The 24,415-nt window shown below is 72.6% G+C and carries 19 protein-coding genes and 2 pseudogenes; 15 read left to right on the forward strand and 6 right to left on the reverse strand.

Annotated elements, in window-relative coordinates; translation table 11 throughout:
* Positions 1–64: 64 nt before the first annotated feature.
* Entirely contained in the window at positions 65–679 is a 615-nt protein-coding gene (locus ACZ6D7_RS16735) for a TetR/AcrR family transcriptional regulator (RefSeq protein WP_469490901.1), read from the forward strand.
* Here the strand turns inward: ACZ6D7_RS16735 and ACZ6D7_RS16740 are convergent.
* On the reverse strand, positions 643–2,994 hold the full coding sequence (locus ACZ6D7_RS16740; RefSeq protein ID WP_469490904.1) for an FUSC family protein: 2,352 nt from the start codon (positions 2,992–2,994) through the stop codon (positions 643–645). The two genes, ACZ6D7_RS16735 and ACZ6D7_RS16740, sit on opposite strands and share 37 nt — an antisense overlap.
* Entirely contained in the window at positions 2,991–3,302 is a 312-nt protein-coding gene (locus ACZ6D7_RS16745; RefSeq protein WP_469490907.1) for a hypothetical protein, read from the reverse strand. Before ACZ6D7_RS16745 ends, ACZ6D7_RS16740 begins: the two co-directional genes overlap by 4 nt.
* 185 nt (positions 3,303–3,487) lie before the next feature.
* Here ACZ6D7_RS16745 and ACZ6D7_RS16750 point away from each other — a divergent pair.
* The 7 genes and pseudogenes from ACZ6D7_RS16750 to ACZ6D7_RS16780 all read left to right on the forward strand — a co-directional run.
* Positions 3,488–3,771: pseudogene (locus tag ACZ6D7_RS16750) on the forward strand (hypothetical protein); the annotation flags it as partial.
* A gap of 95 nt (positions 3,772–3,866) precedes the next feature.
* Positions 3,867–4,013: a hypothetical protein gene (locus ACZ6D7_RS16755; RefSeq protein ID WP_469490914.1), complete on the forward strand. Its 147-nt coding sequence runs from the start codon at positions 3,867–3,869 to the stop codon at positions 4,011–4,013.
* A 130-nt stretch (positions 4,014–4,143) separates the two neighbouring features.
* Positions 4,144–4,488 carry an effector-associated constant component EACC1 gene (locus tag ACZ6D7_RS16760; RefSeq protein WP_469490917.1) on the forward strand — a complete coding sequence of 115 codons (345 nt, stop codon included), beginning with the start codon at positions 4,144–4,146 and terminating at the stop codon, positions 4,486–4,488.
* A 4-nt stretch (positions 4,489–4,492) separates the two neighbouring features.
* Positions 4,493–7,135, forward strand: coding sequence for a caspase family protein (locus ACZ6D7_RS16765; protein ID WP_469490920.1), 2,643 nt, complete (start codon positions 4,493–4,495; stop codon positions 7,133–7,135).
* Positions 7,135–8,508 (forward strand): extracellular solute-binding protein, encoded by a 1,374-nt coding sequence (locus tag ACZ6D7_RS16770; protein WP_469490923.1) that lies wholly within the window; start codon positions 7,135–7,137, stop codon positions 8,506–8,508. Before ACZ6D7_RS16765 ends, ACZ6D7_RS16770 begins: the two co-directional genes overlap by 1 nt.
* A 107-nt stretch (positions 8,509–8,615) precedes the next feature.
* Positions 8,616–9,557: an RNA polymerase sigma factor SigJ gene (gene sigJ, locus ACZ6D7_RS16775; protein WP_469490926.1), complete on the forward strand. Its 942-nt coding sequence runs from the start codon at positions 8,616–8,618 to the stop codon at positions 9,555–9,557.
* Positions 9,558–9,574: 17 nt separating this feature from the next.
* Positions 9,575–11,683, forward strand: coding sequence for an MMPL family transporter (locus tag ACZ6D7_RS16780; RefSeq protein WP_469490929.1), 2,109 nt, complete (start codon positions 9,575–9,577; stop codon positions 11,681–11,683).
* Here ACZ6D7_RS16780 and ACZ6D7_RS16785 read toward each other — a convergent pair.
* Positions 11,673–12,362 carry a GNAT family N-acetyltransferase gene (locus ACZ6D7_RS16785; protein ID WP_469490933.1) on the reverse strand — a complete coding sequence of 230 codons (690 nt, stop codon included), beginning with the start codon at positions 12,360–12,362 and terminating at the stop codon, positions 11,673–11,675. The two genes, ACZ6D7_RS16780 and ACZ6D7_RS16785, sit on opposite strands and share 11 nt — an antisense overlap.
* Positions 12,363–12,744: 382 nt before the next feature.
* Between ACZ6D7_RS16785 and ACZ6D7_RS16790 the strand changes: the two genes are divergently transcribed.
* Together ACZ6D7_RS16790 and ACZ6D7_RS16795 are read left to right on the forward strand one after the other, a co-directional pair.
* Positions 12,745–13,002: a SpvB/TcaC N-terminal domain-containing protein gene (locus tag ACZ6D7_RS16790; protein WP_469490936.1), complete on the forward strand. Its 258-nt coding sequence runs from the start codon at positions 12,745–12,747 to the stop codon at positions 13,000–13,002.
* Entirely contained in the window at positions 12,983–13,414 is a 432-nt protein-coding gene (locus ACZ6D7_RS16795; RefSeq protein WP_469490939.1) for a hypothetical protein, read from the forward strand. The genes ACZ6D7_RS16790 and ACZ6D7_RS16795 overlap by 20 nt, the downstream gene beginning before the upstream one ends.
* Before the next feature lie 49 nt (positions 13,415–13,463).
* Here the strand turns inward: ACZ6D7_RS16795 and ACZ6D7_RS16800 are convergent, their stop codons facing one another.
* The gene (locus ACZ6D7_RS16800; RefSeq protein ID WP_469491534.1) at positions 13,464–13,940 is read right to left on the reverse strand and encodes an RrF2 family transcriptional regulator; all 477 of its coding nucleotides are present in this window, start codon (positions 13,938–13,940) and stop codon (positions 13,464–13,466) included.
* 154 nt (positions 13,941–14,094) lie between these two features.
* Here ACZ6D7_RS16800 and ACZ6D7_RS16805 point away from each other — a divergent pair, with 154 nt between their 5' ends.
* From ACZ6D7_RS16805 to ACZ6D7_RS16825, 5 genes and pseudogenes are all read left to right on the forward strand, one after another.
* Positions 14,095–14,829: an SDR family oxidoreductase gene (locus tag ACZ6D7_RS16805; RefSeq protein ID WP_469490945.1), complete on the forward strand. Its 735-nt coding sequence runs from the start codon at positions 14,095–14,097 to the stop codon at positions 14,827–14,829.
* A 335-nt stretch (positions 14,830–15,164) separates the two neighbouring features.
* Entirely contained in the window at positions 15,165–16,448 is a 1,284-nt protein-coding gene (locus ACZ6D7_RS16810) for a ricin-type beta-trefoil lectin domain protein (protein ID WP_469490948.1), read from the forward strand.
* 203 nt (positions 16,449–16,651) lie between these two features.
* Positions 16,652–17,233 (forward strand): annotated as a pseudogene (locus ACZ6D7_RS16815) (glycoside hydrolase family 18 protein); the annotation flags it as partial.
* Between the two features lie 117 nt (positions 17,234–17,350).
* Positions 17,351–19,543, forward strand: a complete 2,193-nt coding sequence (locus ACZ6D7_RS16820; RefSeq protein ID WP_469491535.1) for an RICIN domain-containing protein — start codon at positions 17,351–17,353, stop codon at positions 19,541–19,543.
* The gene (locus tag ACZ6D7_RS16825) at positions 19,540–20,841 is read left to right on the forward strand and encodes a ThuA domain-containing protein (protein ID WP_469490951.1); all 1,302 of its coding nucleotides are present in this window, start codon (positions 19,540–19,542) and stop codon (positions 20,839–20,841) included. Before ACZ6D7_RS16820 ends, ACZ6D7_RS16825 begins: the two co-directional genes overlap by 4 nt.
* Here ACZ6D7_RS16825 and helR read toward each other — a convergent pair.
* Entirely contained in the window at positions 20,831–22,981 is a 2,151-nt protein-coding gene (gene helR, locus ACZ6D7_RS16830; RefSeq protein ID WP_469491537.1) for an RNA polymerase recycling motor ATPase HelR, read from the reverse strand. The genes ACZ6D7_RS16825 and helR overlap by 11 nt on opposite strands.
* A gap of 121 nt (positions 22,982–23,102) precedes the next feature.
* Positions 23,103–24,320 carry a glycosyltransferase gene (locus tag ACZ6D7_RS16835; protein WP_469490954.1) on the reverse strand — a complete coding sequence of 406 codons (1,218 nt, stop codon included), beginning with the start codon at positions 24,318–24,320 and terminating at the stop codon, positions 23,103–23,105.
* Positions 24,321–24,415: the final 95 nt, after the last annotated feature.

Here is a 24,415-nt window from a genome sequence, read left to right on the forward strand (position 1 = left end):
ACGCACCTGGTTGCCCGAAGAGGCGAGTTGGACGCCGCCGTCCCCGCCGGGCACCCTGATCCCCATGGCCGGAGTCAAGGGGCAGGTGCAGAAGCGGGGTGTGGAGCGGCGCCGCGCGATGGTCGACGCCGCGATCGAGCTGTTCGCACGGCAGGGGGTGCGCGGTACCGGAGTGGCCGCGATCGCCGAGCGCGTCGGCGCCACTCCCTCCGCCCTCATCCACCACTTCGGCAGCAAGGACGGGCTCGTACGGGCCGTCCTGGAGGAGGCCGACCGGCGCGCCCTGGCCCGGCTGTCCGTCCCGAAGGACGCCGAACCCACCCTGGAGGAGGCGTTCGACTGGTTCGTCCGGGACGCCGAGCACACCGCCGCCACCGAACGGCAGTTGGCCGCCCTGCACACCACCCTCACCGCGGAGAACCTGGAGCCCGGTTCCGTGCTCCACACCTGGTTCCGGGACCGTGGCCGGGCGCTGCGCGCCCATCTGGCCGCCCTGTTCGGGCGGGCCGTGGCCGACGGTTCGGCCCGGCCCGGCCTGGACCCGGAGGTCCTGGCCGTGGAGACGGCCGCGTTCATCGAGGGGGCCCATCTGCTGTGGCTGCTGGACCCCGAGCAGGTGGACCTGACCGCCGTGCATCGCGGCTACTTCGAGGGGCTGGCGGCTCGGCTGCGGCCCTGACCCGCGCCGGCCTGACCCGCGCCGGCCTGCCCCGCGCCGGGCAGGCCGGGCTCGACGCGGGACAGCTGGGAGGTCAGGCTGGTCAGCCACGCGTCGAGGTCGACCAGGGTCGGCAGGGGGAGTGACACCGGGGGCGCGGGGCCGGGCGCGCGCTCCGGCCGAAGTCCGTCGGGCTGTGGCCGCTTGTCGGCCTCGTCGGCGTTCTCGCCTGCGCCCTCTCCTGTGCTCTCGCCCGTGCCCTTTCTCGTGCCCCCTCCTGCGCCCTCTCCTGTATCCCTTCCTCTGCCGTCTCCGGCGCACAACGCGGCCAGCCGATCCGTCGTCGCGGCCGTCGCCCGGGCATCGGCCCGGGCCCGTTCGGCGGCGTCCGGCGGCAGCGCACCGCCCGGCATGTCGTACCGGGGCAGCCACTGCGCACCGAGCAGGACGTGATGGGCCGCGATGAGCAGCCCGTGCCAGTCGGCCCCGGCGGAGGAGTCGGCACCGGCGGAGGCGGCCGGTTCGCTGCGGAACTGGGCGTACGCGGACTCGGCCAGGCGCAGCCGGTGCAGGGCGGGCAACGTCTGCGGGAGCGGCGCGGAGCCCGGGGGGACGGCCGTCAGCGCCTCGGCGGTGCCCTCGATCAGCGGCCCGCACGCACGCAACAGCCCCGCCATGGTCCTGCGCACCTCCCGGCGGGCGCCGGCCGGCCAGGCGAGCATGGCGCACAGCAGACCGACGAGGCTGCCGGTCACCACGTCCACGATCCGCGCCTCGGCCAGCCGCCAGGAGGCCGGGGTGATCTGGGCGAACGCGGTGGCCACCACGAGCGTGAACAGTCCCTGCGCCCAGGCGATCCCGAGCAGCGGTCCGAGCGCGAAGGCGACCAGCATGCCCGGCGCGAGGAGCGCGGCGTACGTGTCGGTGTGCTGTCCGACGCCGATGAGCAGGGCGCCCGCCGCGACGGCACCCGCGAGATTCCCGGCCACGGCAAGGCGGATGGCCGCCCAGGTCTCCATGGCGGTGGTCCGGCTCAGCGTGAGCACCGCCAGCAGCACCCAGAACCCGTGGCTCAGGTCGAACGAACCGGCGACCAGCCGTGCCGCGCCGAGCGCCAGGGCGATCCGGACGGCGTTGTGGAACTGCACCGAGCGGGGCGTCATGTTGCCGACGAGCCGGCGCAGCCACAGCCGGGACGTGGCCGCCTCCGTGTACCAGAACAGCTCCCGCGGCTCGATCGGCGGCGTGCGTCGCCCGTCGAGGCCGACCCGTACGGAGATCTCCAGGACGCGCACCGACTCGGCGACGGCCAGCAGCGCGGCCTGCCGACGCAGGATCTCCACCGGCACCTCCACCGGCACCTCCACCGGCACCTCCACCGGCACGGGTACGGGCCCCGGTGCCGACACCGGCGCCTCGGTGGCCGCCGGGTCCGCCGCCTCCCGTACGCGCATCTCCTGGAACGCGCCGATCGCCTCGTCCAGGCGCTGCGGGCCCGGGGTCGCCCGTTCCGCCCGCAGCAGCGCGGCACACTCGTCGCACCGGGAGGCCACCCGTGGCAGCAGCCACCGGGTCGCCGTGTCGGTACGGCCGCCCTCCCGGAGGAGGTCACGCAGCTGCCCCGTCTCGGTCTGATGGGCGAGCTGTTCGAGCAGGCGCCGGGCCGCGGACCCCGCCTGGGAGAGCGCGCGGACCGCACGGCCCGGTCCGGCGGGGCGTTCCGCCGGCGGGACGTTCGACAGCCGCAGTCGCGCGCCCTCCGCCCGCAGGACCTCGGGCGGGTGGCCGGCGCGGCCGGCGAGGACGTCGCCCGCGATCGCGACGGCCCTCGCGAGGCTCTGGCGGTACGTCTCGCCGGCGGGCCGTGGCAGGACGAACAGCTCGCACAGCGCCAGCAGCACCACGCCCACGGTGAGCCCCACCAGCCGCAGGTCCAGGGTCTGCGGGGCGTAGGGCGGGAAGCAGGCCAGGATGTAGAAGAGCTGGAGTCCCGGCGCCGCCCCGGCCGGCCGGGGCCCCGCGACGGCCGCGTAGGCCAGGAGGAAGCCGACGGCGAGCATCCCGAGGACCGCCGCCCAGGTCTCCACCGCCAGCACGGTCCCCAGCGTCACCAGCGCCAGGCCCACCGGCAGCGCCTTGAGCATCACCGCGGCCCGTTGCCGCCCCGACCCCGGGATCGGGGACAGCAGCCCGAGGGCGATGGGCGCGAACAGCGCGTACAGCGCCAGGAGCGGCTCGTCGAGCCCGTACAGGAAGGCGTAGAAGCCCGCGGACGCCGCCAAGGTCACCCGCAGCGACCGGTGCAGGATCTCGGCCCGCTCGGCCCCGCTCTTCACGGCGCGCCCCCGCCGCGCGTCGCGCGCGAGCCGAGCGGCGCGACCAGGAAGGTCAGCAGGACGCCCGACGCCTCGCCGGCCCGTTCGGGCGCCACGACCTGCTGCGTGACGACGCTCGCGAAGGTCCAGCCCGCCGCCCCGGTCACGGCCGCGGCCGACAGGGTGAGCGTGCGGGCATGCTCCCAGCCCCAGGCGCTGCCTCGCTCGACGGCCGACGTGATCGCCGCCGGCGCGCACACGCAGAACAGGGCCGGAGGGACCGCGAGGAAGACCCCCGTCCGCGCGGCCCGCGAAGACTCAGCGCGCATGAGCAGGCCCTCTGCCTTCAGTCGACCCGACGCCGCCGAGGGCGGCCCGGCCGGGCCGGACACGCGCCCCGCCACCCCCATTGTCGGCCGCCCCCGCACACCCCGCAGCCCGACCCCTGCCCTCCTTGTGTCCCAGTGAGACAGAAGTCCCCTCCTGCTGTCCGACCGAGCCTCGGAGGACGACCATGAAGGCACCGCAGTACCGCACCATCGGCGCGCCGCCCGAGGTGGCGACCACCCCCGATCCCGAGCGCGGCCCCGGGCAGGTCTCGCAGAAGGTCACCGCCGCCGGGGTGTGCCACTCCGACATCGCGGTGATGAGCCGGCCCGCCGAGGCGTTCCCGTACGAGCCTCCGTGGACGACCCGCGCCACCTGGTCCCGCTGAACGTGCTTGATCCCGTCGCGGCCGTCCCGCTGACCGACGCGGGCCTGACGCCGTATCACGCGATCAAGCGGTCGGCGCCCCGCCGATGCCGACGCGCACGGCACGCCTGCCTGTACGGTCCTTCCGTGGGTAGGTGAACCGGCAACGGGACACGCCCCGATACCAGGGAGGGACCACGATGAGCAGCCTCATCCGACGCATCAGGGAGTTCGTCAGGAGCCCGCAGGGTCGCCGCGCGATCGACCAGGCACGGCGTGCCGCCGCCGACCCACGCCGCCGGGCCCAGGCCCGCGGCCTCCTGGACCGCCTGCGCACCCGCCGCTGACCCCTCGCGTGAGCGAAGGCCCCTCGGACCGCCAGGGTCCGCGGGGCCTCGGGGAACGCCCTCGGTTCCCCACGTGCGTTGGTGTCCGACCCCTCCCGTCCGCCGCGTCCTCGGTGCCATGATGGAGGGTATGGCTGAGGGGGAAGGTGTGGCCGACCAAGGTATACGCGTCCGGCTGGACGCGAGAGCGAGCAGAAGCGACGTCAGCGCGCTGAAGGCGTGGCTCGAGCGCGAGCGGGCCCTGGAGGGGCTGCGCATCGTCGAGCGGCCTCGCGGGGACGAACCCGACGGGCACATGGGCGTCGCGATGGAGATCTGGCTGGCCGTCGTCAGCTCGACCACCACCATCGCGGTCTCGAAACTGCTCGACCACACCGCCCGGGCCGTCCAGGCCTGGCGGGCCAACCGCAGCGAAGTGGAGAGCGGTGAACCACCCGAGGCGAGCGTCGATCCGGTGAACCTCGACGAGAGGTAGGCCGGTGAGCCGCTTCGACCCGCGCGGACAGGTGAACCGGGCGCTGCTCGTCGGCGTCTCCGAGTACGACCACACACGACCGGCGGAACCGGACGGCGTACCCGGCGACCTGCCCGGCGTCCGGCACAACCTCGACCGGCTCAGGGACGTCCTGCGCGACGGCGGGGTGTTCGGCGCGGACGAGATCACCGTGGCCCGCTCGCCCTCCCTCGACGACGTCAGCGAGGAACTGCGCCGCGCCGCCCACGAGGCCGAGGGCCTGCTACTGCTCTACTTCGCCGGACACGGCGCCGTCCCCAGCGCGGGCAACGAACTGTTCCTCCAGATGCGCAACGCACGGGTGGTCGCGGGTGGTTGGGCGGTGTTCCCCGGCGCCGCCCAGTTCACCGGCGTCCTCACGGAACTCGCCGGGAGCCCCGCGGAGCGGATCGTCCTGATCCTCGACTGCTGCTACGCGGGTAACGCGGCCAGGATCTTCCAGGACTTCGCCGACCACCACGCCGTCGACCGGCAGAAGATTCTGCTGCTGATGAGCGTGCAGGCCAACCGCCTCATCCACGCCGGCGACGGCACCGCGCCCACGCCGTTCACCCGTGAACTCCTCCATCTCCTCGACCGCGACGAAGAGGTGTGGTTCCAGGAGCTGTACGGCGCCCTGCCGGGACGGATGGCCACGACGGGCCGTACGACCACGCTCGGCGAGCCGCAGGAGCCGCAGCGCGCGGGCGATCCCGACACGGACGTCCTGCTGGGCGCCCGGGGCGCGCCGGTCCCGGTCCCCGCCGCGGAGTCACGACGTCCCGTCCCGGCGCCCCGGCCGGAGAGCCCGCGACGGCCGCCCCTCAAGGAACGCCTCACTCTCCTCACCCCCTTGAAACCGGCCCTCGCACCCGTCCTGCGCCCTCTCCTCGACGAACTCGGCGCCGGTCTGCGCGCCGCCGCCCGCTGGTTCCGGCAGGGGCGCCCCGCGCTGCGGACCGCCCTGAGCGTCGTCCTCGTGGTCGCCGTCTCCGGCCTCGGCTACGTCCTCCTCGGCCCCGACGACGACCCCACCTGCGCCACCCCCCTCGAACTGCGCGTCCTCACCGACCCCGACCTGGAGGCCACGGTCCGCGCGGCCGCCGACGCGTATCTCACCTCGACGGCCAACACCACCGGCCACGGCTGCCGTCGCAGCGGTCTGACCGTCTACAGCGCGGGCTCCGCTGACGCGGTCGGCGCGCTGCGCGAGGACACCGACGCATGGCAGGAGCCGGTCGCCGAGGACGACAACCCGCAGCGCGACATCGGCCCCCAGCCCGATGTGTGGATCCCCGCCTCCACCACGGACGTCACCCGGGTCACCGGCGGCCGGCAGGGCCGCGTCTACGCGGAACTGGAACGGGACAGCCGGCCCTTCGTGTACTCCCCGGTCGTCCTCGCCGTCCCCCGCGACCTCGCCGGCACCCTCGACGAACGCCGGGACCGACCGCTGTCCCTGCTGATCGACGACCTTCGGCGCCGGGACACGGACGCGGAGGTACGCCGCCCCGACCCGGAGTTCACCACCTCCGCCCTGCTGGCGACGCTGGGTCTGTACGACGGCACCGGCGATCCGGGCGACGCAGAACGGCGGCTGGCGCCGGGCGCACCCGCGCCGAAGGCCGCCGACCTGCTGTGCGCGCTGCCCGACGACGCGGACACGGACCGCACCACCGCCGCCCTCGCCCCGGAGTTCCTGCTGAAGAGCGGCGTCGGCTGCCGCCAGGCGATCCGCACCCCGCGGCTGGCCGCGTACCCCACGGACGTCCCGGGCCTGACCCCGACCTTCGTGCGGGTCCGCTGGAAGGATGCCGACCTGGACGTGACCGCGCGCGACGACGCGGTCGGCCGTTTCCACACCTGGCTGACCGACGGAGACGGCCTCGCGGTGTTCCGGGACGCCGGCTTCCGGTCCGCGGCCGGCGACCGTCCCCTGCTCGACTCCGACCACCTCGGCACCGGGGTCCTGCGCGACCCCGGCCGGACGGCCGGGGACACCGGCCGCACCGAGATGGACACGGCGCTCACCCGCTACCGCGGCGCCAGCGGCCCGGGCCGTGTCCTGTACCTGCTCGACAACTCCGGCTCCATGGCCGGCCTGTGGGAGGGTGCCAGTGGCGGCCCCGGCATCCTGAAGCAGTCGCTGGGCGGCCTGGGCGACCAGGACCAGTACGGCGTGTGGACGGTGTCCGGCACGTCCGGCGCCCGCCACGACGTCCTGCTCCCGTTCGGCCACCACCGGCGCGCCGACACCGAACGCGCCCTCGACCCACGGCGGACGACGGTGCGCGACGCCGAGGCGGACCCGCACGCCGTCCTGCTCGCCGCGTTCGACGACATGGCGGGCCGCGGCGCCGACGACGACGGACCGCAGCTGATCGTCTTTCTCACGGACGACGAGGACAACAACCGGCTCACCGGCGGGAGACTCGACGACGTCCTGTCCGGGGCCCGGCGGACGAAGGTGCCGGTCGTCCTGGTGTCCCTGGACAGCGGAGCCTGCGACCGGGGCCGCGCCGACGCCGCGATCGCCGAGGCGAGCGGCGGCCGCTGCCTGGACGCCGGCGACGACCTCGGCGCCGCCCTGCACGACGAGGTCGCGCGCGCGGGGACGGGGGAGGACTGATGCTCCCCGGCGACTTCCGGCGGGCGCTGCTCGCCCTGCTGCTCCTCGCGGTCACCGCCTGCACGGGCGGCTCCGCCGGTCCGGAGCAACCGTCCGCGGCCGCCGCGACGCCCGGCGAGATCGTGGTGGCCAGCGGGCGGGACGTGACCGGCAAGAACGGCATCCGCCAGCAGCTCATCGACGCCTGGAACCGGCAGCAGGAGAAGAGCGGCACCGGCTACCACGCCCGCCTCGTCGAACTCCCCGGCTCCGCCGACGAACAGCGCAGCCAGCTGCTCGGCGCCCTCCAGTCGGGCAGCGCCCGGTACGACGTGGTCAACCTGGACGTGACCTGGGTGCCGGAGTTCGCCGAGGCGGGACTGGTCCGGCCGCTGGCCGACGACGCCGTCGACGCGGACGTCATCCCGTCGGTGGCCCGCACGGCCCGCTGGGACGGCCGGGTCTACTCGGTGCCGTTCAACAGCGACGTCGGCCTCCTCTACTACCGGCGCGACCATCTCGCCGAGGTGGGCCGTACCGACCTCGGCGAGGACGTCACCTGGCAGGAGCTGCGGGAACTGATCAACTCCCTGGACCGCAAGGAACCCGGACGCTACGAGGAGGGCTGGACGACCCAACTGGCCGCCTACGAGGGCCGTACCGTCAACGCGATCGAGGCGTTCGCCTCGGCGACGGGGGACTTCGCGCTCACCGGGGCAGACGGCCACTACGACGGTGACGTCCAGCACCTCACGGACGGCGTTGCGGAACTGCGCCGGCGCACCGACTCCTCGTACACGCTCGACGACGCCTTCGGCTCCGACGAGACCGCCTCGCTCGGCGACTTCGCGGACGGCCGCACGGCGTTCCTGCGCCACTGGCCGTACGCCTACCGCACCCTGCACCAGACGTTCACCCCCGAACAGCTCGGTGTGGTCCCGCTGCCCGGCCGGGCGGTGCTCGGCGGCCAGAACCTGGCGGTGACGCGGTCCACCCAGCGCTACGACGGCGCGGCCGCGCTGATCGACTTCCTCACCGGCGCCGACAGCGAACGCTGCCTCCTGGACGCCGGGTTCGCCGCGACCCGCACCTCCGTCTACGACACCGACGTGCGATGCACGAACGCCCGGGTCTCCACCACCCCGGCACCCTCCGCCACGGGGGAGAGCGCCGACCGCATGCCCCGCGACGCCGCCGGCCGCCCCGCGTACGCCACCGACATCCTCCTCAAGGCCCTCCAGCAGGCCGTGCCCCGCCCCCGCACCCCTCTCTACGGCGCGTTCACCCAGACCCTCACCACCGAACTGGCCCCCCTCTTCGGCGAGGCCCCACCGACCGACGCCCAACTGGCCGAGCGCCTTGACCGGGCGCTGCGCAAGGCGCTGCCGGACTGAGCGGTCGGCCCCGGATGAGATTCAGATCACTTTCGGGGAGTCGATGTCACACTCCGGGCGCCCGGATCCCTCTCAGTTGGGAACGTGACCACGACGGGAGGCCCACGATGTCCGACACCCCGCCAGACGCCCCGCCGGACGCCCGGCCGGACGTACCGGCCGCGACCCAGGTCTTCCACGACCACCGTGAGCTGCTGTTCTCCATCGTCTACAACATGCTCGGCAGCGTCGCCGACACCGAGGACGTGGTGCAGGAGACCTGGCTGTCGTGGACGAACAGGACAGGGACGGCGGGGGCGGAGCGGATCGACAACCCGCGCGCCTACCTGGTGCGGATCGCGGTGAACCGGGCCCTCGCCCACCAGGCCGCCATCAGCCGCCGCCGGGAGACCTACGTCGGGCCATGGCTGCCCGAACCGCTCGTCAGCCCCCTCACCGACACCCCCGCCCCCGACGACGCCGCCGACGCGGCGGTGCGCGCCGAGTCGGTGTCGATGGCGCTGCTGGTGGTCCTGGAGACCCTCACCCCGCTGGAACGCGGGGTGTTCGTCCTGCACGAGGTCTTCGGCTACGCCCACACCGAGATCGCGGACATCCTCGGCCGCAGTCCCTCGGCGATTCGCCAGCTCGCCCATCGGGCCCGCGAACACGTCCACGCCCGGCGCCCCCGGTACGAGCCCGCCCCCCAGGTCCGCCAGCAGGTGACCGAACGCTTCCTGGCCGCCGCGCTCGGCGGTGACCTGGACGCCCTCCTGCGGCTCCTGGCGCCCGAGGTGACCCTGTGGGGTGACGGCGGCGGCAAGGGCGCGGGCGGCCTGCGGCCGCTCCACGGCCGGGACAAGATCGCCCGGCTGTTCGCCGCTGTCGCGCCCCACTCCGGCAAAGGCCTCGACATCGCCTACCGCAGCGTCAACGGCGACCCGTCCGCCGTGCTGTTCGCCGACGGCACCCCCTTCGCCGTCCTCGTCCTCGACCTCACCCCGGACGGCGACCAGGTGTGCGGGATCTACGCCGTCGCCAATCCCGACAAGCTCGCTCACATCGACTGACACACCGGGGAATCCACATGCTGCGAAGAATGGCGTCCCTGCCCGGTGGCAGGGTGGCGAAATGGGTCGTCCTCGCCCTCTGGACGGTCCTGCTGGTCCCGGCGCTCATGCTGGCCGGCCAACTCGGCGACGTCGAGGAGAACGACAACTCGGCCTGGCTGCCCGGCAGCGCGGAGTCGACCGAGGTCGTCGAGCGGGCCGAGAGGTTCCGGCTCGCCGACACCGTACCCGCGATCGTGATCTACGACCGGCCCGCCGGCATCACGGCCGCCGACCTGGCCAAGGCCCAGGCCGACGCCGAGGCCTTCCGGGGCATCGACCGCGTCGTGGGGCAGCCGCAGGGCCCGTCGAGGTCCCGCGACGGCCAGGCCCTCCTGACCGTGGTCCAGGTCCACCAGGACAGGACGGGCTGGGAGGGGATCGGCAAGGCCGTCGGCGCGATGACCGAGGTCGGCGAGGAGAACGCCGACGGTCTCGGGTTCCATGTCACCGGACCGGCCGGTCACGCGTCCGACTCGATCAAGGCGTTCGGATCGGGAGGCGGTCTGACGACGATCACCGCGGCCGTGGTGGTCGTGATCCTGCTGCTCACCTACCGCAGCCCGGTGCTGCCGCTGCTGCCCCTGCTGACCGCGGGCGTCGCCCTGGTCACGTCGGAGGCGGTGATCTACCTGCTGGCGAGGGACGCCGGACTCACCGTCAACAAGCAGACCGGCTTCATCCTGACCGTGCTGGTGTTCGGTGCCGCCACCGACTACGCGCTCCTGCTCATCTCGCGATACCGGGAGGAGTTGCGGCGCCACGAGGACCGGCACGAGGCGATGGCGGAGGCCCTGCACCGCTCCGGTCCCGCGATCGTCGCCAGCGCGGCGACCGTCGCGGTCAGCCTGATGCTCCTGATGCTGGCCACCCTCAACTCCACCCAGGGGCTCGGGCCGGCCTGCGCCGTCGGCATCCTGATCGGACTGCTCGCCATGGTCACCCTGATGCCGGCGCTGCTGGTCGTCTGCGGCCGCTGGGTCTTCTGGCCGGTGCGGCCGTCGTACGGATCGGCCGGGGCGAGCAAGGACGGCGTCTGGAACCGGGTCGGCACCGCCGTCTCCGCCCGGCCGCGGATCGTGTGGATCGGTACCGCGCTGGGCCTCGCCGCCCTGGCCATCGGGACGTTCGGGCTCAAGGCCGACGGGCTCTCCCACACGGACCAGTTCACCGGCAGACCGCAGTCGGCCGTCGGCGAGGAGATCCGGTCCCGGCACTTCCCGGCCGGGTCGGGCGACCCCCTCCACGTCGTGGCCGAGGCCGCCTCGGCGCAGCGGGTGCGCACCGCGCTGTCCGGCGTCCCGGGGATCGCCGGCGTCTCGCCGCCGATCACCGAGGACGGTGAGGCCGTCCTGCTCGGGGAGCTGGAGGACGATCCCAGCAGCACGGCCGCGATGCGCACCGTCGAGCGGGCCCGGGCCGCGGTCCACGCGATCGAGGGTGCGGACGCCCAGGTCGGCGGCAGCACGGCGATCCTTCTCGACACACGGGAAGCGGCCGCCCGCGACTCCGAGGTGATCATCCCCATCGTGCTGGTGACGGTGTTCCTCATCCTCGCGCTTCTGCTGCGGGCGATCGTCGCACCCCTGCTGCTCATGGCGACGGTGGTGCTGTCGTTCGGGGCGGCCCTCGGTGTGAGCGCTCTGATGTTCCACCACGTGTTCCACTTCGCCGGGACGGAGGCCTCCTTCCCGCTCCTGACGTTCGTGTTCCTGGTCGCCCTGGGCATCGACTACAACATCTTCCTGGTCACCCGGGTACGGGAAGAGGCACTGTCGCACGGCACCCGGCGCGGTGCGCTGACCGGTCTGTCCGCCACCGGGGGTGTGATCACCTCGGCGGGTCTGGTGCTGGCCGGCACCTTCGCCGCGATGGCGTCCCTGCCGCTGGTGTTCGCGGCCGAGCTGGGGTTCGCGGTGGCGTTCGGCGTGCTGCTGGACACCTTGGTCGTCCGTTCGGTGCTGGTCACCGCGCTGACCCTGGACGTGGGCCGATGGATGTGGTGGCCCGGCAGGCTGTTCGCGCGGCACGACGATCCCCTGCCACCGGCGGACAGGCCCGAGCACGAACCCACCCTCACGGTATGAGCGGCCCGGCCCCGGGGCAGCGGGTGGCCGGCTCCGGGGCCGTGTGGCGCAGCCGGCGGGAGTCGATCTCGCGGCCGTCCGGCAGGACATGACGCGGCGGTCCGTCGTCCGCGACGAATCCGGCACGCGTCAGCGCTCGCGCGCTCGGGGCGTTCGCCGGCTCGCACCCTGCCCGCACCGACGCGAGCCCCAGATGCGCGTGGCCGAGCAGCGCGGCGGCCCGGAACAGCTTCGTGCCGAGGCCGCGGCCACGCGCATGGGGAGCCAGCCATCCGCCGGTCTCCCCGGTGGCGGTGTTCAGCTCCGTGGCACCGGCGTACCGGCCGTCGTCCAGGCGTACGGCGATCAGCATCTCCCCCTGATCCGGGCCGGGTTCGAACGGTTCGGCCAGCGGGCGCCGGGCGGCCGGGAAGTGACGACGGGAGCCGGTGTCACCGGGCGCAGCCGAAGCAGGGCCGTGCGGACGGCCGCGTCGGTCACCAGGCCCCGGTCCCATCCGAGCCATCGCTGGGCCTGCGGGTCCGAGGCGGCGGCAAGGACGGTCGCCGACGTCCAGCATGTTCCGCGGGGTGTAGAGCAGGAGGCGTTCCGTGCGCAGGACGTGCCGGTGCCGCCCGCAGACGCCGGGCCGGGGGAGCAGGGGCGTCGCCCGCCCGCGACGCAGCAGCGACCAGACCATGTGCCCGTCCCCCCGGAGAACCTCACGGCCGGCCAGGCCGCCCTCGATGCCGGGCGGAGTCCAGTGCCACCGACGCGGAAGGCCGTCGCCGCCCTGTCAAGCCGGTCGATCGGAAGCTCACACAAACAAATGACAACTGCCGCTTCGTTCGGGGGATTTCCACGTCAGGGTTGCTCTGACGCGTATCGGTCAGCCCTCCCCTGATGGCCCACCATCGGGGGAGGCGGGCATGGTCACGGGCTTCGATTCGGACGAGTTCCCTCCCTTTTCGGGTGCCGCGACACCGTCGTCATTTTCCCCTTCAGCGTTCACCCCTTCCGCACCGGCCGTTCCGAACACCCCGGTGATCTCGCTGCCGAAGGGCGGCGGGGCCATTCGCGGAATGGGGGAGAAGTTCACCGCGAACCTGGCGACGGGTACGGGCGGCCTCTCCGTTCCCCTCGCGCTCACCCCCGGCCGGTCCGGCTTCGGTCCGTCCCTCGCCCTCGGCTACGACTCGGCGGCGGGCAACGGCGCCTTCGGCATCGGCTGGGGAGCGGGGCTCCAGGCGGTCACCCGCACGAGCCGCGAACGCGACGGCCCGCCGCCGACTGCCCGGTGCCGGAACGCAGTTGTTCGACGTGCGGCACGACTTCCCTGACGACTGGCACCGCCTGACCAGCGGCACCGGGCCGACCCACCTGCCGCTTCACCTTCCGCTCCGCCTGTCGCTCGCGCACTTCCCCTACGTCCCCGGTGACCACGACCTGCGCGTCAACCGCCTCGGCCTGTTCATCGAGACGGCCGGGTCCCGGAACCCGGGCCACCGCACCGTACGGTTCCGGCCCGCACACGAGGCGTCCCACGCGCCAGGGGAGGCATGCCGCTGCCAAGGCCACGACATCATCTGTGTGAGCAGCGCCGAGTACCCGGGCCTCTTCCACGGCGAACTGACCCTGCCCCTGCCGACCCTACGGCGCGCACGCGAGCGCGATCTGGGAACCTTCACCCTCCCCGACGGGACGGGCCCGGTCACCCGGATGTACCTCGTGTGCGGCTACGAGCTGGTGTGACGGGCCGCGGCGGACCGTCCGGTGGTCAGACGGCGATGCGGTGGGATCCTCAGCCGGCCGACGCGCGCAGCCAGGCGCCGATCCCGTCCAGGGCGCCCGTGCCGTAGTCGGACTCGACGTCCTTCGCCAGGTCGGCGATGGAGATCGCCCTGAGGGCCTCCCGGCGGGCGGCCTCGGCGGCGGCCATGGCGCGGGAGATCGCGCACGGAGTCGTGCAGGCCTCGGCCGGGGTGGCCATCGGGCCGCGCTGGCGTATCTCCGTGCACACGAAGGCGGGACCCGGGCCGTCCACGGCGTCCACCACGTCCAGGACGGTGATCAGCTCGGGGGCCCGAGTCAGCGCGTAGCCCCCCGACTTGCCCTGCACCGAATGGATCAGCCCGGCGCGGGAGAGGGCCTGGAGCTGCTTGGCGAGGTAGGTGGGGGAGAGGTCGTGCAGTTCGGCCAGCCGGGCGGCCGGGACCGGCTCCCGCACCGAGGTGAGCACGACACAGCAGTGCAGCGCCCACTCCACCCCGCCTGACATCTTCACGTGCCTCACCCTACTCGGAGCCTTGACTCGGACAACATGTGTCCGAGTATTATCCCGGATAAGAAGTGTCCGGGTTTGAGGTCGGTGTGCTCCCCCCGAGCGGGCCGCCGCGCGGACACGCGACGCAGGGACTAGGGAAGGAACGGTCATGAAGATCGTCGTGGTCGGCGGCACGGGACTGATCGGCTCGCAGGTGGTCCGACGCCTGACGGAGCAGGGACACGAGGCGGTCGCGGCCGCCCTGTCGACGGGCGTGGACATCATCACCGGAGCGGGCCTCGACGAAGCGCTCGCCGGCGCCGAGGTGGTGGTCAACCTGACGAACTCGCCCACCTTCGACGCGGCGTCCCTCGACTTCTTCCGGACGTCGATGGACAACCTGCTGGAGGCGGGCCGCAAAGCCGGCGTCGGCCATGTCGTCGTCCTGTCCATCGTGGGCGTGGACCAGGTGCCCGAGCTGGACTACTACCGGGCGAAGGTGCTCCAGGAGGAGCTGCTTCAGGCCGGCGGGCTCCCGTACTCCATCGTGCGGGCCACCCAGTTCATGGAGTTCGTCGACGCGGTCCTGTCCTGGACCACGGACGGCGAGACCGTACGGCTGCCCCGCACGCCCGTCCAGCCCATCGCCGCCGCCGACGTCGCGGCCGCCGTCGCGGAGACCGCCGCGGGCGCGCCTGTCGACGGCATCCGGAACATCGCCGGTCCCGAGGTCTTCCCGCTCGACGAACTGGGGCGCGTCACCGTCGCCGCCAAGGGGGACGGCCGCCAGGTCGTCACGGACGACACCGCCGGGATGTTCGCCGTCGTCAAGGGTGATGTCCTGATCGCGCCGGACGGGGCCCGTATCGCCCCCACGCACTACCGCGACTGGCTCGCGTCCTGAGCGTCCACCGATCGGCGGGCGGGCCGTCGCCGAAAAGGCGCGGCCTGCCGCCGAGGTCCACGTGGGCGGTGGACGTGGGGCCGCCGTCGGCCGGCAGGGGTGTGGACCCGCGTGTACAGGTCTGTACCAAACACTTGACAGGTGCATTGCTCACTTCTTAAATCACATGGTGAAGTAAGTGCTCCCCAAGGGCTGCTCCCGGACTGTTCTCGGAGCGTCCCCAAGCTGTTCCCACCTCCCACCCACCGGCGCGGTCATCGATCGGGCTCCGCCGCGCCCGGCTCTGTCATGTACCTGCAATGTCGAGCCGCGTCCTGCCCCATGAAGGGAGAGTCATGGACTCCCCGCGCACGCCCCGGCGCCTGCTGTTGTCGCTCGCCTCGCTGCTCGCCTTCGCCTCGCTGTCCACCGGACTGGCCCAGGGGGCGTCACCGTCCCCGGCGGAACCCTCCGCGCGGACGGCCGCGGCGGCCCAGGCGGCTGCCGCCGTCACCTTCTCCGACGAGTTCGACGGGCCCGCGGGCTCGGCCGTGGACGGCGCCAAATGGCAGATCGAGACCGGCGACAACGTCAACAACCATGAGCGGCAGTACTACACCGCCGGCAACCGCAACGCCGCGCTGGACGGCCAGGGTCACCTGGTCATCACCGCCCGCCGGGAGAACCCGGGCAACTACCAGTGCTGGTACGGCCGGTGCGAGTACACCTCCGCCCGGCTGAACACGGCCGGCCGGTTCACGACCACGTACGGCAGGGTCGAGGCGCGGATGAAGATCCCGCGCGGGCAGGGCATGTGGCCCGCGTTCTGGATGCTGGGCAACGACATCGGCCAGGTCGGCTGGCCCAACTCCGGCGAGATCGACGTCATGGAGAACGTGGGCTTCGAACCGTCCACCGTCCACGGCACCCTGCACGGCCCCGGCTACTCGGGCTCCGGCGGCATCGGCGCCGGGTACACCCTGCCCGGCGGACAGGTGTTCGCCGACGCCTTCCACACCTTCGCCGTCGACTGGAGCCCGAACGCGATCACCTGGTCCGTCGACGGCACCGTGTACCAGCGGCGCACCCCCGCCGACCTCGGCGGCCGCCAGTGGGTCTTCGACAAGCCCTTCTTCCTCATCCTCAACCTCGCGGTCGGCGGCTACTGGCCCGGTGACCCCGACGGCAGCACGGTCCTCCCCCAGCAACTCCTGGTCGACTACGTCCGCGTCAGCACCGACACCGCCCAGCCGGGCGGCACGGGCCCGATCACCGGGCTGGGCGGCAAGTGTGCCGACGTGGCCGGGGCGAACAGTGCGAACGGGACGGCCGTGCAGCTGTACGACTGCAATGGGACCGCGGCGCAGCAGTGGACGGTGGGGGCTGACGGGACGATCCGTGCGCTCGGTAAGTGTCTTGACGTGGCGTCGGGTGGTACGGCCGACGGGACGGTCGTGCAGGTGTGGGACTGCAATGGTTCCGCGGCGCAGCAGTGGGCGGTGCCGGCTTCCCGCGACATCGTGAATCCGCAGGCGAACAAGTGTCTGGACGTCACGGGCAACAGCTCGGCCAACGGCACCCGCCTCCAGATCTGGACCTGCACGGGTGCCGCCAACCAGAAGTGGACGGTGACCAGGTGATCCCCCGCCTCTCGACCGGACCCGCGGTAAGGCGGCTGCTCGGCACGGCGGTCGCCGCCGCCCTCCTCACCGGCCTGACCGGCGCCCCCGCGACCGGCGCCGCAGCGGCCACCGGGCGGATCACCGGGCTGGGCGGCAAGTGTGCCGACGTGGCCGGGGCGAACAGTGCGAACGGGACGGCCGTGCAGCTGTACGACTGCACCTACCAGAAGGTGATCAACGCCTACGGTCTCAAGGCGATCGACATCGACATCGAGGCGGCTGCGTACGACAGCCCGACCGTCCAGCAGCGCACGGTCGACGCGCTGAAGACCGTCAAGGCGAACAACCCCGGGATCAAGGTGTACGTCACCTTCGGCACCGGGCAGAACGGGCCCGACAGCAGCCTGATCGGCAGGGCCGCTGCCGCCGGACTCACGGTGGACAGCTGGACGATCATGCCGTTCAACTTCGGCGGTGCCGGCCAGAACATGGGCCAGCTCACCGTCCGCGCCGCCGAAGGACTCAAGACCGCCGTCAAGAACGCCTACGGGTACTCGGACGACCAGGCCTACCGGCACACCGGCATCTCCTCGATGAACGGCATCACCGACAACAACGAGACGGTGACCGTCGCCGACTTCCGCACGATCCTCGCCTACGCCCAGCAGCGGCACCTCGCCCGGCTGACCTTCTGGTCGGTCAACCGCGACCGGCCCTGCACCGGCGGCGGCGCCGACACCTGCTCGGGCGTCGCCCAGCAGCCCTGGGATTTCACCCGCGTCCTCGCCCAGTACGCCGGCTGACCCCGCTCCCTCCCCCCGCCCCACCCACGCCGCCGCGGCGGCACAGGAGAAGAAGTGCTTCGATTTCCGCCACCCCCCACCGGCCGCCGTCCCCGCTCCGGTCCGGCCCGCGCCGCGGTGCGCCGTGTCTCGGCCCTCGCCGCCGTGGCCACGGCCGCCTCACTCCTCACCGGTGTCCAGCCGAGCCAGGCCGCCCCGTCCGCCCCGGACGCGGTGACCGCCGCCGCCCTGCCCACGAGCTGGTCGACGGTGGTGAACACCGGCAGCGGCAAGTGCCTGGACGCCCGAGCGGCCGCGACCGTGAACGGCACCACGGTCCAGCAGTACGCCTGCAACAACTCCACCGCCCAGCAGTGGAGTTTCACCGCGACCAGCGACGGCTTCGTACGGATCGGCAACCGCAACGACGCCCAGCAGGTCGTGGACGTCAGCGACGTGTCCACCGCCGACAACGCGGCCGTGCACCTGTGGACGTACGGCGGGGGGAACAACCAGCAGTGGCAGGCGGTCGACGAGGGCGGCGGCGCCTACCACTTCGTCAACCGCAACAGCGGCAAGTGCCTCGACGTCCCCTCCGCCTCCACCGCCGACAGCGTCCAGCTGGTGCAGTACACCTGCAACGGCACGGCCGCACAACGCTTCCAGGTGACGCCGGTGAGCACCGCGCCCGGGGACGTCGACCTCGGCCCCAACGTGGTCGTGTTCGACCCGTCGATGCCGTCGGCCACGATCCAGAGCCGGCTGAACCAGATCTTCCAGCAGCAGGAGACCAACCAGTTCGGCTCCCAGCGCTACGCCGTCATGTTCAAGCCGGGCACGTACAGCAACGACGTCAACGTCGGCTTCTACACCCAGGTCCTGGGGCTCGGACAGTCGCCCGACTCGGTCACGATCAACGGGGCCGTGCATGTCGAGGCCGACTGGTTCCCGCCGCAGAACGCCACCCAGAACTTCTGGCGCGGCGCCGAGAACCTGTCGGTCAACCCCACGGGCGGCACCGACCGGTGGGCGGTCTCCCAGGCGTCCGGGTACCGGCGCATGCACGTCCGCGGCAACCTGGAACTGAGTGACGGCGGCTGGTCCAGCGGCGGCTTCATGGCCGACAGCAAGATCGACGGCCAGGTACGGTCGGGCACCCAGCAGCAGTGGCTCACCCGCAACTCCCAGCTCGGCAGCTGGACCGGCTCCAACTGGAACATGGTCTTCGTCGGCAGCCAGGGCGTGCCCGGCAACAGCTTCCCCAACCCGCCGTACACCACGGTCGCCCAGACCCCCACGGTCCGCGAGAAGCCCTTCCTGTACGTCGACGGAGCGGGCGCCTACCAGGTGTTCGTGCCCTCCCTGCGCACCAACTCCTCCGCCACCACCTGGGCGAACGGCACCGCCGCCGGCACCTCCCTCGGCATCGACCAGTTCTACGTCGTCAAGCCGGGCGCGACCGCCGCCCAGATCAACGCCGCCCTCGCCGCAGGCAAGAACCTGCTGGTCACCCCCGGCGTCTACCACCTCGACCAGACCCTGCGGGTCACCCGCCCCGACACCGTCGTCCTCGGCCTCGGCCTGGCCACCTTCATCCCGGACAACGGCATCACGGCCATGACCGTCGCGGACGTCGACGGCGTGAAGATCGCGGGCGTCCTCTTCGACGCCGGGACCACCAACTCGCAGACCCTGGTGGAGATCGGCCCGGCCGGCGCCGCCGCCGGCCACGCGGCGAACCCGACCTCCCTGCACGACGTCTACTTCCGCGTCGGCGGCGCCGCCGTCGGAAAGGCCACCACCAGCCTCGTCGTCAACAGCGACAACGTCATCGGCGACCACATGTGGATCTGGCGCGGCGACCACGGCAGCGGCATCGGCTGGAACAGCAACACCGCCGACACCGGACTCGTCGTCAACGGGGACAACGTCACCATGTACGGCCTGTTCGTCGAGCACTACCAGAAGCACCAGACGATCTGGAACGGCAACGGCGGGCGGACGTACTTCTACCAGAACGAGATGCCCTACGACCCGCTGAACCAGGCCGCCTGGATGAACGGCTCCACGCAGGGCTACGCCGCCTACAAGGTCGCCAACTCGGTCACCAGCCACCAGGCGTACGGGCTCGGCAGCTACTGCTACTTCAACGTCAACCCGGCCGTCACCGCCGAGCACGCCTTCGAGGTCCCCAACAACCCGAACGTGCGCTTCCAGAACATGGTGACCGTCTCGCTCGGCGGCACCGGGACCATCCGCCACGTCATCAACGACCGCGGCGGCCCCTCCAACTCCGCCACCAACGTGGCGAACCTGGTGAGCTACCCGTGAGGCGGCTCGTAGTACGGCTGCTGACCACGCTGGCGCTGGCGCTGGGGCTGACCGCCCCGGCCCACGCCGGGCTCACCGCCTCCGCCGCGCCCCTGGCGCCCGACTTCAAGGTCATCGCCTTCTACAACGGCACCTGGGACGCCGCCCACATCGACTTCGTCAAGGAAGCCAACGAGTGGTTCCCGCGGACCGCCGCGCAGAACAACTTCACCTACACGGCGACCACCGACTGGAACCTTCTCGCCAACGGCGGGGTGAACGACTACCAGGTCGTCCTCTTCCTCGACGACGCACCCCAGTCCGCCGCCCAGCGGGCCGGGTTCGAGCGGTACATACGGGCCGGCGGCGGCTGGCTGGGCTTCCACGTGTCGGCCTTCACCACCGACGCTGGATCCTGGCCCTGGTACTACAACCAGTTCCTCGGCAGCGGCAACTTCAGGAGCAACACCTGGGGGCCGACGACGGCCGTGCTGCGCACCGAGGACCGCACCCACCCCTCCACCGCCGCCCTGCCCGCCACCTTCACGTCCGCGGTCAGCGAGTGGTACAGCTGGTCCAACGACCTGCGGACCAACCCGAACATCAAGATCCTGGCGTCCGTCGACCCGTCGAGCTTCCCCCTGGGCACGGACCCGAACCAGTCCTGGTACAGCGGCTACTACCCCATCCTGTGGACCAACAGCCAGTACAAGATGCTGTACGCGAACTTCGGGCACAACGCCATGAACTACGCCACCGACACCCGGCTGTCCTCGACGTTCGCCAGCGCCACGCAGAACCGGTTCCTGATCGACGGGCTGAAGTGGCTCGGCGGAGCGGGCGGCGGCCCCGCGCCCACCGACCCGATCTCCGAGACCGCCTGGTACTCACTGGCCGACAACCAGAGCGGCACCTGCGTCGACGCGCGCGCGGCGGCCACGGCCAACGGCACCGCGATCCAGCAGTACCCCTGCAACGGGACCACGGCCCAGCAGTTCCAGTTCCGCTCCACCGACGGCGGCTACACCCGGATCGCGAACCGCGGCGACCCGGCGCAGGTCGTCGACGTCACCGGCGTCTCCACCGCGGACAACGCGCCCTTGCAGCTGTGGTCCTACGGCGGTGGCGGCAACCAGCAGTGGCTGCCGGTCCGGGAGACGTCCGGCCGTTACCACTTCATCGCGCGGCACAGCGGCAAGTGCCTGAGCACCACGGGGAGTTCGTCGCAGGGCACGCAGCTGGTGCAGCGCGCCTGCGACGGTTCCGCCGCTCAGAGCTTCCGGCTGACCGCCGCCCCCGCGGCCGCCGTCAGGAGGTGAGGACGACGAGCCGCTGGGTCGCCCGGGTCATCGCGACATAGCGGTCGACCGCGCCCTCGACGCCCTTGCCGAACTCCTCCGGATCGACGAGCACGACCAGGTCGAACTCGAGCCCCTTCGACAGCTCCGGGGTCAGCGAGCGGACCCGGGACGTGGCCCGGAACGTGGGATCGCCGATGACACAGGCGATCCCCTCGGCATGCGCGGCGAGCCAGGTGTCGAGGACCGAGTGGAGGTCGGCGGCGGATCCGTGCACGACGGGGACGCCGCCGCTGCGGATGGAGGTCGGCACGTTGGCGTCCGGGAGCACGGCCCGGATGACCGGCTCGGCCTCCGTCATGATCTCCTCCGGCGTCCGGTAGTTGATCGTCAGGGAGGCCAGGTCGATCCGGTCGAGCCCGATCCGCGCGAGCCGGTCCTGCCACGACTCCGTGAACCCGTGCCGGGCCTGGGCGCGGTCGCCGACGATGGTGAAGCTCCGGGACGGGCAGCGCAGCAGCAGCATCTGCCACTCCGCGTCGGTCAGTTCCTGAGCCTCGTCCACGACGACGTGCGCGAACGGACCGGCGAGCAGGTCCGGTTCGGCGGTGGGCAGAGCGGTCTCGTCGACCAGGGCGTCCTGCAGGTCCTGTCCGTGCAGCATCGTCACCGCGCCCTCACCGTCGTCGTCGGCGGCGAGCAGGGAGTCGACGACCTTGGCCATGCGCTCGCGTTCGGCGGCGAGGGTGGCGGTGTGCCGGCGCCGGCGGCGCGCCGTCTCCGGGTCGCCGAGCCGCTGCCGCGCCGCGTCCAGGAACGGCAGGTCGGACACCGTCCAGGCCTGCGCGTCCGCGCGCTGGAGCTTGCGTACCTCGTCGGGGCCGAGCCAGGGAGCGCACATCCGCAGGTAGGCGGGCACCGTCCAGAGGTCTCCGACGAGGTCGGCCGCTTCGAGCAGCGGCCACGCGGCGTTGAACGCGGTGAGCAGCTCCCTGTTGCGCAGCAGCGATCTGCGGAGCAGGGCGGGCGTGGCGTCGTCGCCGCCTTCGTGCTTGTCCACCAGGATCGTGAGCAGCTCCTCCCAGACCTGCTCGCGCGCCTCGTTGTGCGGAGTGCCGGGCTCCGCCGCCTCGAACGCCAGGGCCCAGTCGTCGGCGCTCAGCCGGATGTCGGACCAGTGGGTCGTGACCGTCATCCCCTTCGCGGGCGGCTCCTCGTAGAACCTGACGGCCGCCTCGATCGCCTTCACCAGCTTCGCGGACGACTTCAGGACGGCCACGTCCGGGTCGGTCTCGGCCGTCGCCGCGGCTCCCTCGGCGACCAGGTCCCGCAGGACGCAGGTCTGCACGCCCTCCTCGCCGAGACTGGGCAGGACGTCGGCGACATAGGCCAGGTAGGGCCGGTGCGGGCCGACGAACAGCACGCCGCCCCGACGGTGACCGAGGCGGGGGTCGGAGTGGAGGAGGTAGGCGGAGCGGTGCAGGGCGACGACGGTCTTGCCCGTGCCCGGGCCGCCGTCGACGACCAGAGCGCCGCGCGATCCCGCGCGGATGATGGCGTCCTGGTCGGCCTGGATGGTGCCGAGCACGTCGCGCATCCGGGGCGACCGGTCGGTGCCCAGACTGGCGATGAAGGCGGACTGGTCGTCGAGCGCGGCGTGCCCGGCGAACCCGTCCGAGCTGAACACCTCGTCCCAGTAGTCGCTGATCCGGCCGCGGGTCCAGCGGTACCTGCGGCGGCTCGCCAGACCCATCGGGTTGGCGTGGGTGGCCCCGAAGAACGGCTCGGCCGCGGGGGAGCGCCAGTCGATCAGCAGCCGACGGCCCGTGCTGTCGGTGAGGCCGAGCCGTCCGATGTACACGGGCTCGGAGTCGTCCGCGCCGACCATGTGTCCGAGGCACAGGTCCAGACCGAAGCGGCGCAGTGTGCGCAGGCGGGAGGTCAGCCGGTGGATCTCCGTGTCCCGGTCCATCGCCTGCCGGCCGATGCCGCCGGGCGCCCTGCGTTCGGCGTCGAGGCGGCCGGAGAGCTCGGCGATCGACTCCTCGAGGCACTGCGCGATGGCCGCGAAGTGCCGCTCGTCGCCCGCGATCAGCGTCGGGTCGGCCTTGGGGGAGAGGCGGTCGGGAAGGTCGAACGCGCTGGTGGTCAGGGGATTCACGTCAGTCATCAGTTCCGATCTGTGGTCTCTCGCGACCGCTGCACGCGGCAAGGTGTCCAGGCTGACGGTGTTCCGGCTCGCCGGTGTCCGCGCGAGTGCACGCGGACACCGGCGGCCTCTCTCAGCCGATCTCGTCGAGCAGCAGCTTCGCGGCCGCCGCCGCCCCGTCGGTACGGACCGTGCCGGCCACGGCCTTCGCCCGCGCGCGGGTCTCGGGGGCCAGGGCGGTCGCGAGCGCGGCCGACAGGGAATCGAAGGTCGGAGTCGGACCGTCGTGCGCCGCGCCGATGCCCAGGCCGGCCACCCGGTCCGCCCAGTATGGCTGGTCCACGAGCTGCGGTACGACCACCTGGGGCGCGCCGGCCCGGGCCGCGGTCGTCGTGGTGCCCGCGCCGCCGTGGTGCACGACGGCGGCCACCCGCCCGAACAGCGCCTGCTGGTTCACCTCTCCTACGGCGAAGCAGTCGTCCCCGTCGTCGATCAGGCCCAGGTCGGCCCAGCCCTGGGCGACCACCGCGCGGCGGCCCTGCGCGCGGACCGCCGCGACGGCCACCTGGGCGACGTCCTTCGACTCGCGCATGGGCATGCTGCCGAAGCCCACGTACACCGGCGGTTCGCCGGCCTCCAGGAACTCCTCCAGTCCGTCCGGCAGCGGGCGTTCGTCCGCCAGGATCCACGCGCCGGTCTGTACGACGTCGAGGTCCGCCGGCTCCTGCCACGGCGCCAGGACCGGGTCCGCCGCCAGCAGGGGCCGGCCGGTGAAGACATGGCTGCGGACGTCGTCCACCGGCAGCTGGCCGATCGCCGTCCGGTGGGCGTTGATCCCCGGGCCGTACAGGGCGTCGAAACTGCGGGCGTTCAGCTCCCACAGCACCCGGTTGTCGGTCTCCTCCGGCGGCAGCGGCCACAGCGGCAGCGCGTGCGGCCGGTGGTGGGGCGACGGCAGCATGGTCGGGAAGTAGCTCACGTACAAGAAGGGGACGCCCAGCTCCTCGGCCACCGACCGCGCCGCGGCCACGGCCGGGACCAGGCCGGTCGCCACCACCGCGGCACATCCCTCGGCCGCCGAGGCGAGCGCCTCGTACTGCGCGGCGACCAGCGCGGCCGCGCGCTGGGGCAGGCCCTCCGGTGTCATCGGCGCTGTCCCGGTCACCAGCGTGCGCACCGGCTCGGCGGCCGGCACCAGCTCCACGCCGACCCGGGCCAGCAGCTTCGCGAACTCCTCGTCCGGCGGCGCGCACACCCGTACCTGCGCACCGAGTCCACGCAGCGCCACCGCCAGCGCCGCCATCGGCTGGACATCCCCGCGCGACCCGTAGGTCGACAACAACACACGCATTCAGCGACTCCGATTTCCGCAGCTTCCGGCCTAGGCCGGAGATTCTGCGGCACGAGGGGGGTCTTGCCGCAAGCCCCCCGGTGCGCTATAAGTTG

The organism is Streptomyces sp. NPDC041784, assembly GCF_055591025.1.

What these genes read in the sequence shown, in the direction of transcription:
- ACZ6D7_RS16735 (WP_469490901.1), top strand. Translation starts at nt 65, where the DNA reads ATGGCCGGAGTCAAGGGGCAGGTGCAGAAGCGGGGTGTGGAGCGGCGC.
- ACZ6D7_RS16755 (WP_469490914.1), top strand. Translation starts at nt 3,867, where the DNA reads ATGAGCAGCCTCATCCGACGCATCAGGGAGTTCGTCAGGAGCCCGCAG.
- sigJ (WP_469490926.1), top strand. Translation starts at nt 8,616, where the DNA reads ATGTCCGACACCCCGCCAGACGCCCCGCCGGACGCCCGGCCGGACGTA.
- ACZ6D7_RS16760 (WP_469490917.1), top strand. Translation starts at nt 4,144, where the DNA reads ATGGCTGAGGGGGAAGGTGTGGCCGACCAAGGTATACGCGTCCGGCTG.
- ACZ6D7_RS16745 (WP_469490907.1), bottom strand. Translation starts at nt 3,302, where the DNA reads ATGCGCGCTGAGTCTTCGCGGGCCGCGCGGACGGGGGTCTTCCTCGCG.
- ACZ6D7_RS16810 (WP_469490948.1), top strand. Translation starts at nt 15,165, where the DNA reads ATGGACTCCCCGCGCACGCCCCGGCGCCTGCTGTTGTCGCTCGCCTCG.
- ACZ6D7_RS16835 (WP_469490954.1), bottom strand. Translation starts at nt 24,320, where the DNA reads ATGCGTGTGTTGTTGTCGACCTACGGGTCGCGCGGGGATGTCCAGCCG.
- ACZ6D7_RS16785 (WP_469490933.1), bottom strand. Translation starts at nt 12,362, where the DNA reads ATGGTCTGGTCGCTGCTGCGTCGCGGGCGGGCGACGCCCCTGCTCCCC.
- ACZ6D7_RS16790 (WP_469490936.1), top strand. Translation starts at nt 12,745, where the DNA reads ATGGGGGAGAAGTTCACCGCGAACCTGGCGACGGGTACGGGCGGCCTC.
- ACZ6D7_RS16800 (WP_469491534.1), bottom strand. Translation starts at nt 13,940, where the DNA reads ATGTCAGGCGGGGTGGAGTGGGCGCTGCACTGCTGTGTCGTGCTCACC.
- ACZ6D7_RS16780 (WP_469490929.1), top strand. Translation starts at nt 9,575, where the DNA reads ATGCTGCGAAGAATGGCGTCCCTGCCCGGTGGCAGGGTGGCGAAATGG.
- ACZ6D7_RS16770 (WP_469490923.1), top strand. Translation starts at nt 7,135, where the DNA reads ATGCTCCCCGGCGACTTCCGGCGGGCGCTGCTCGCCCTGCTGCTCCTC.
- ACZ6D7_RS16805 (WP_469490945.1), top strand. Translation starts at nt 14,095, where the DNA reads ATGAAGATCGTCGTGGTCGGCGGCACGGGACTGATCGGCTCGCAGGTG.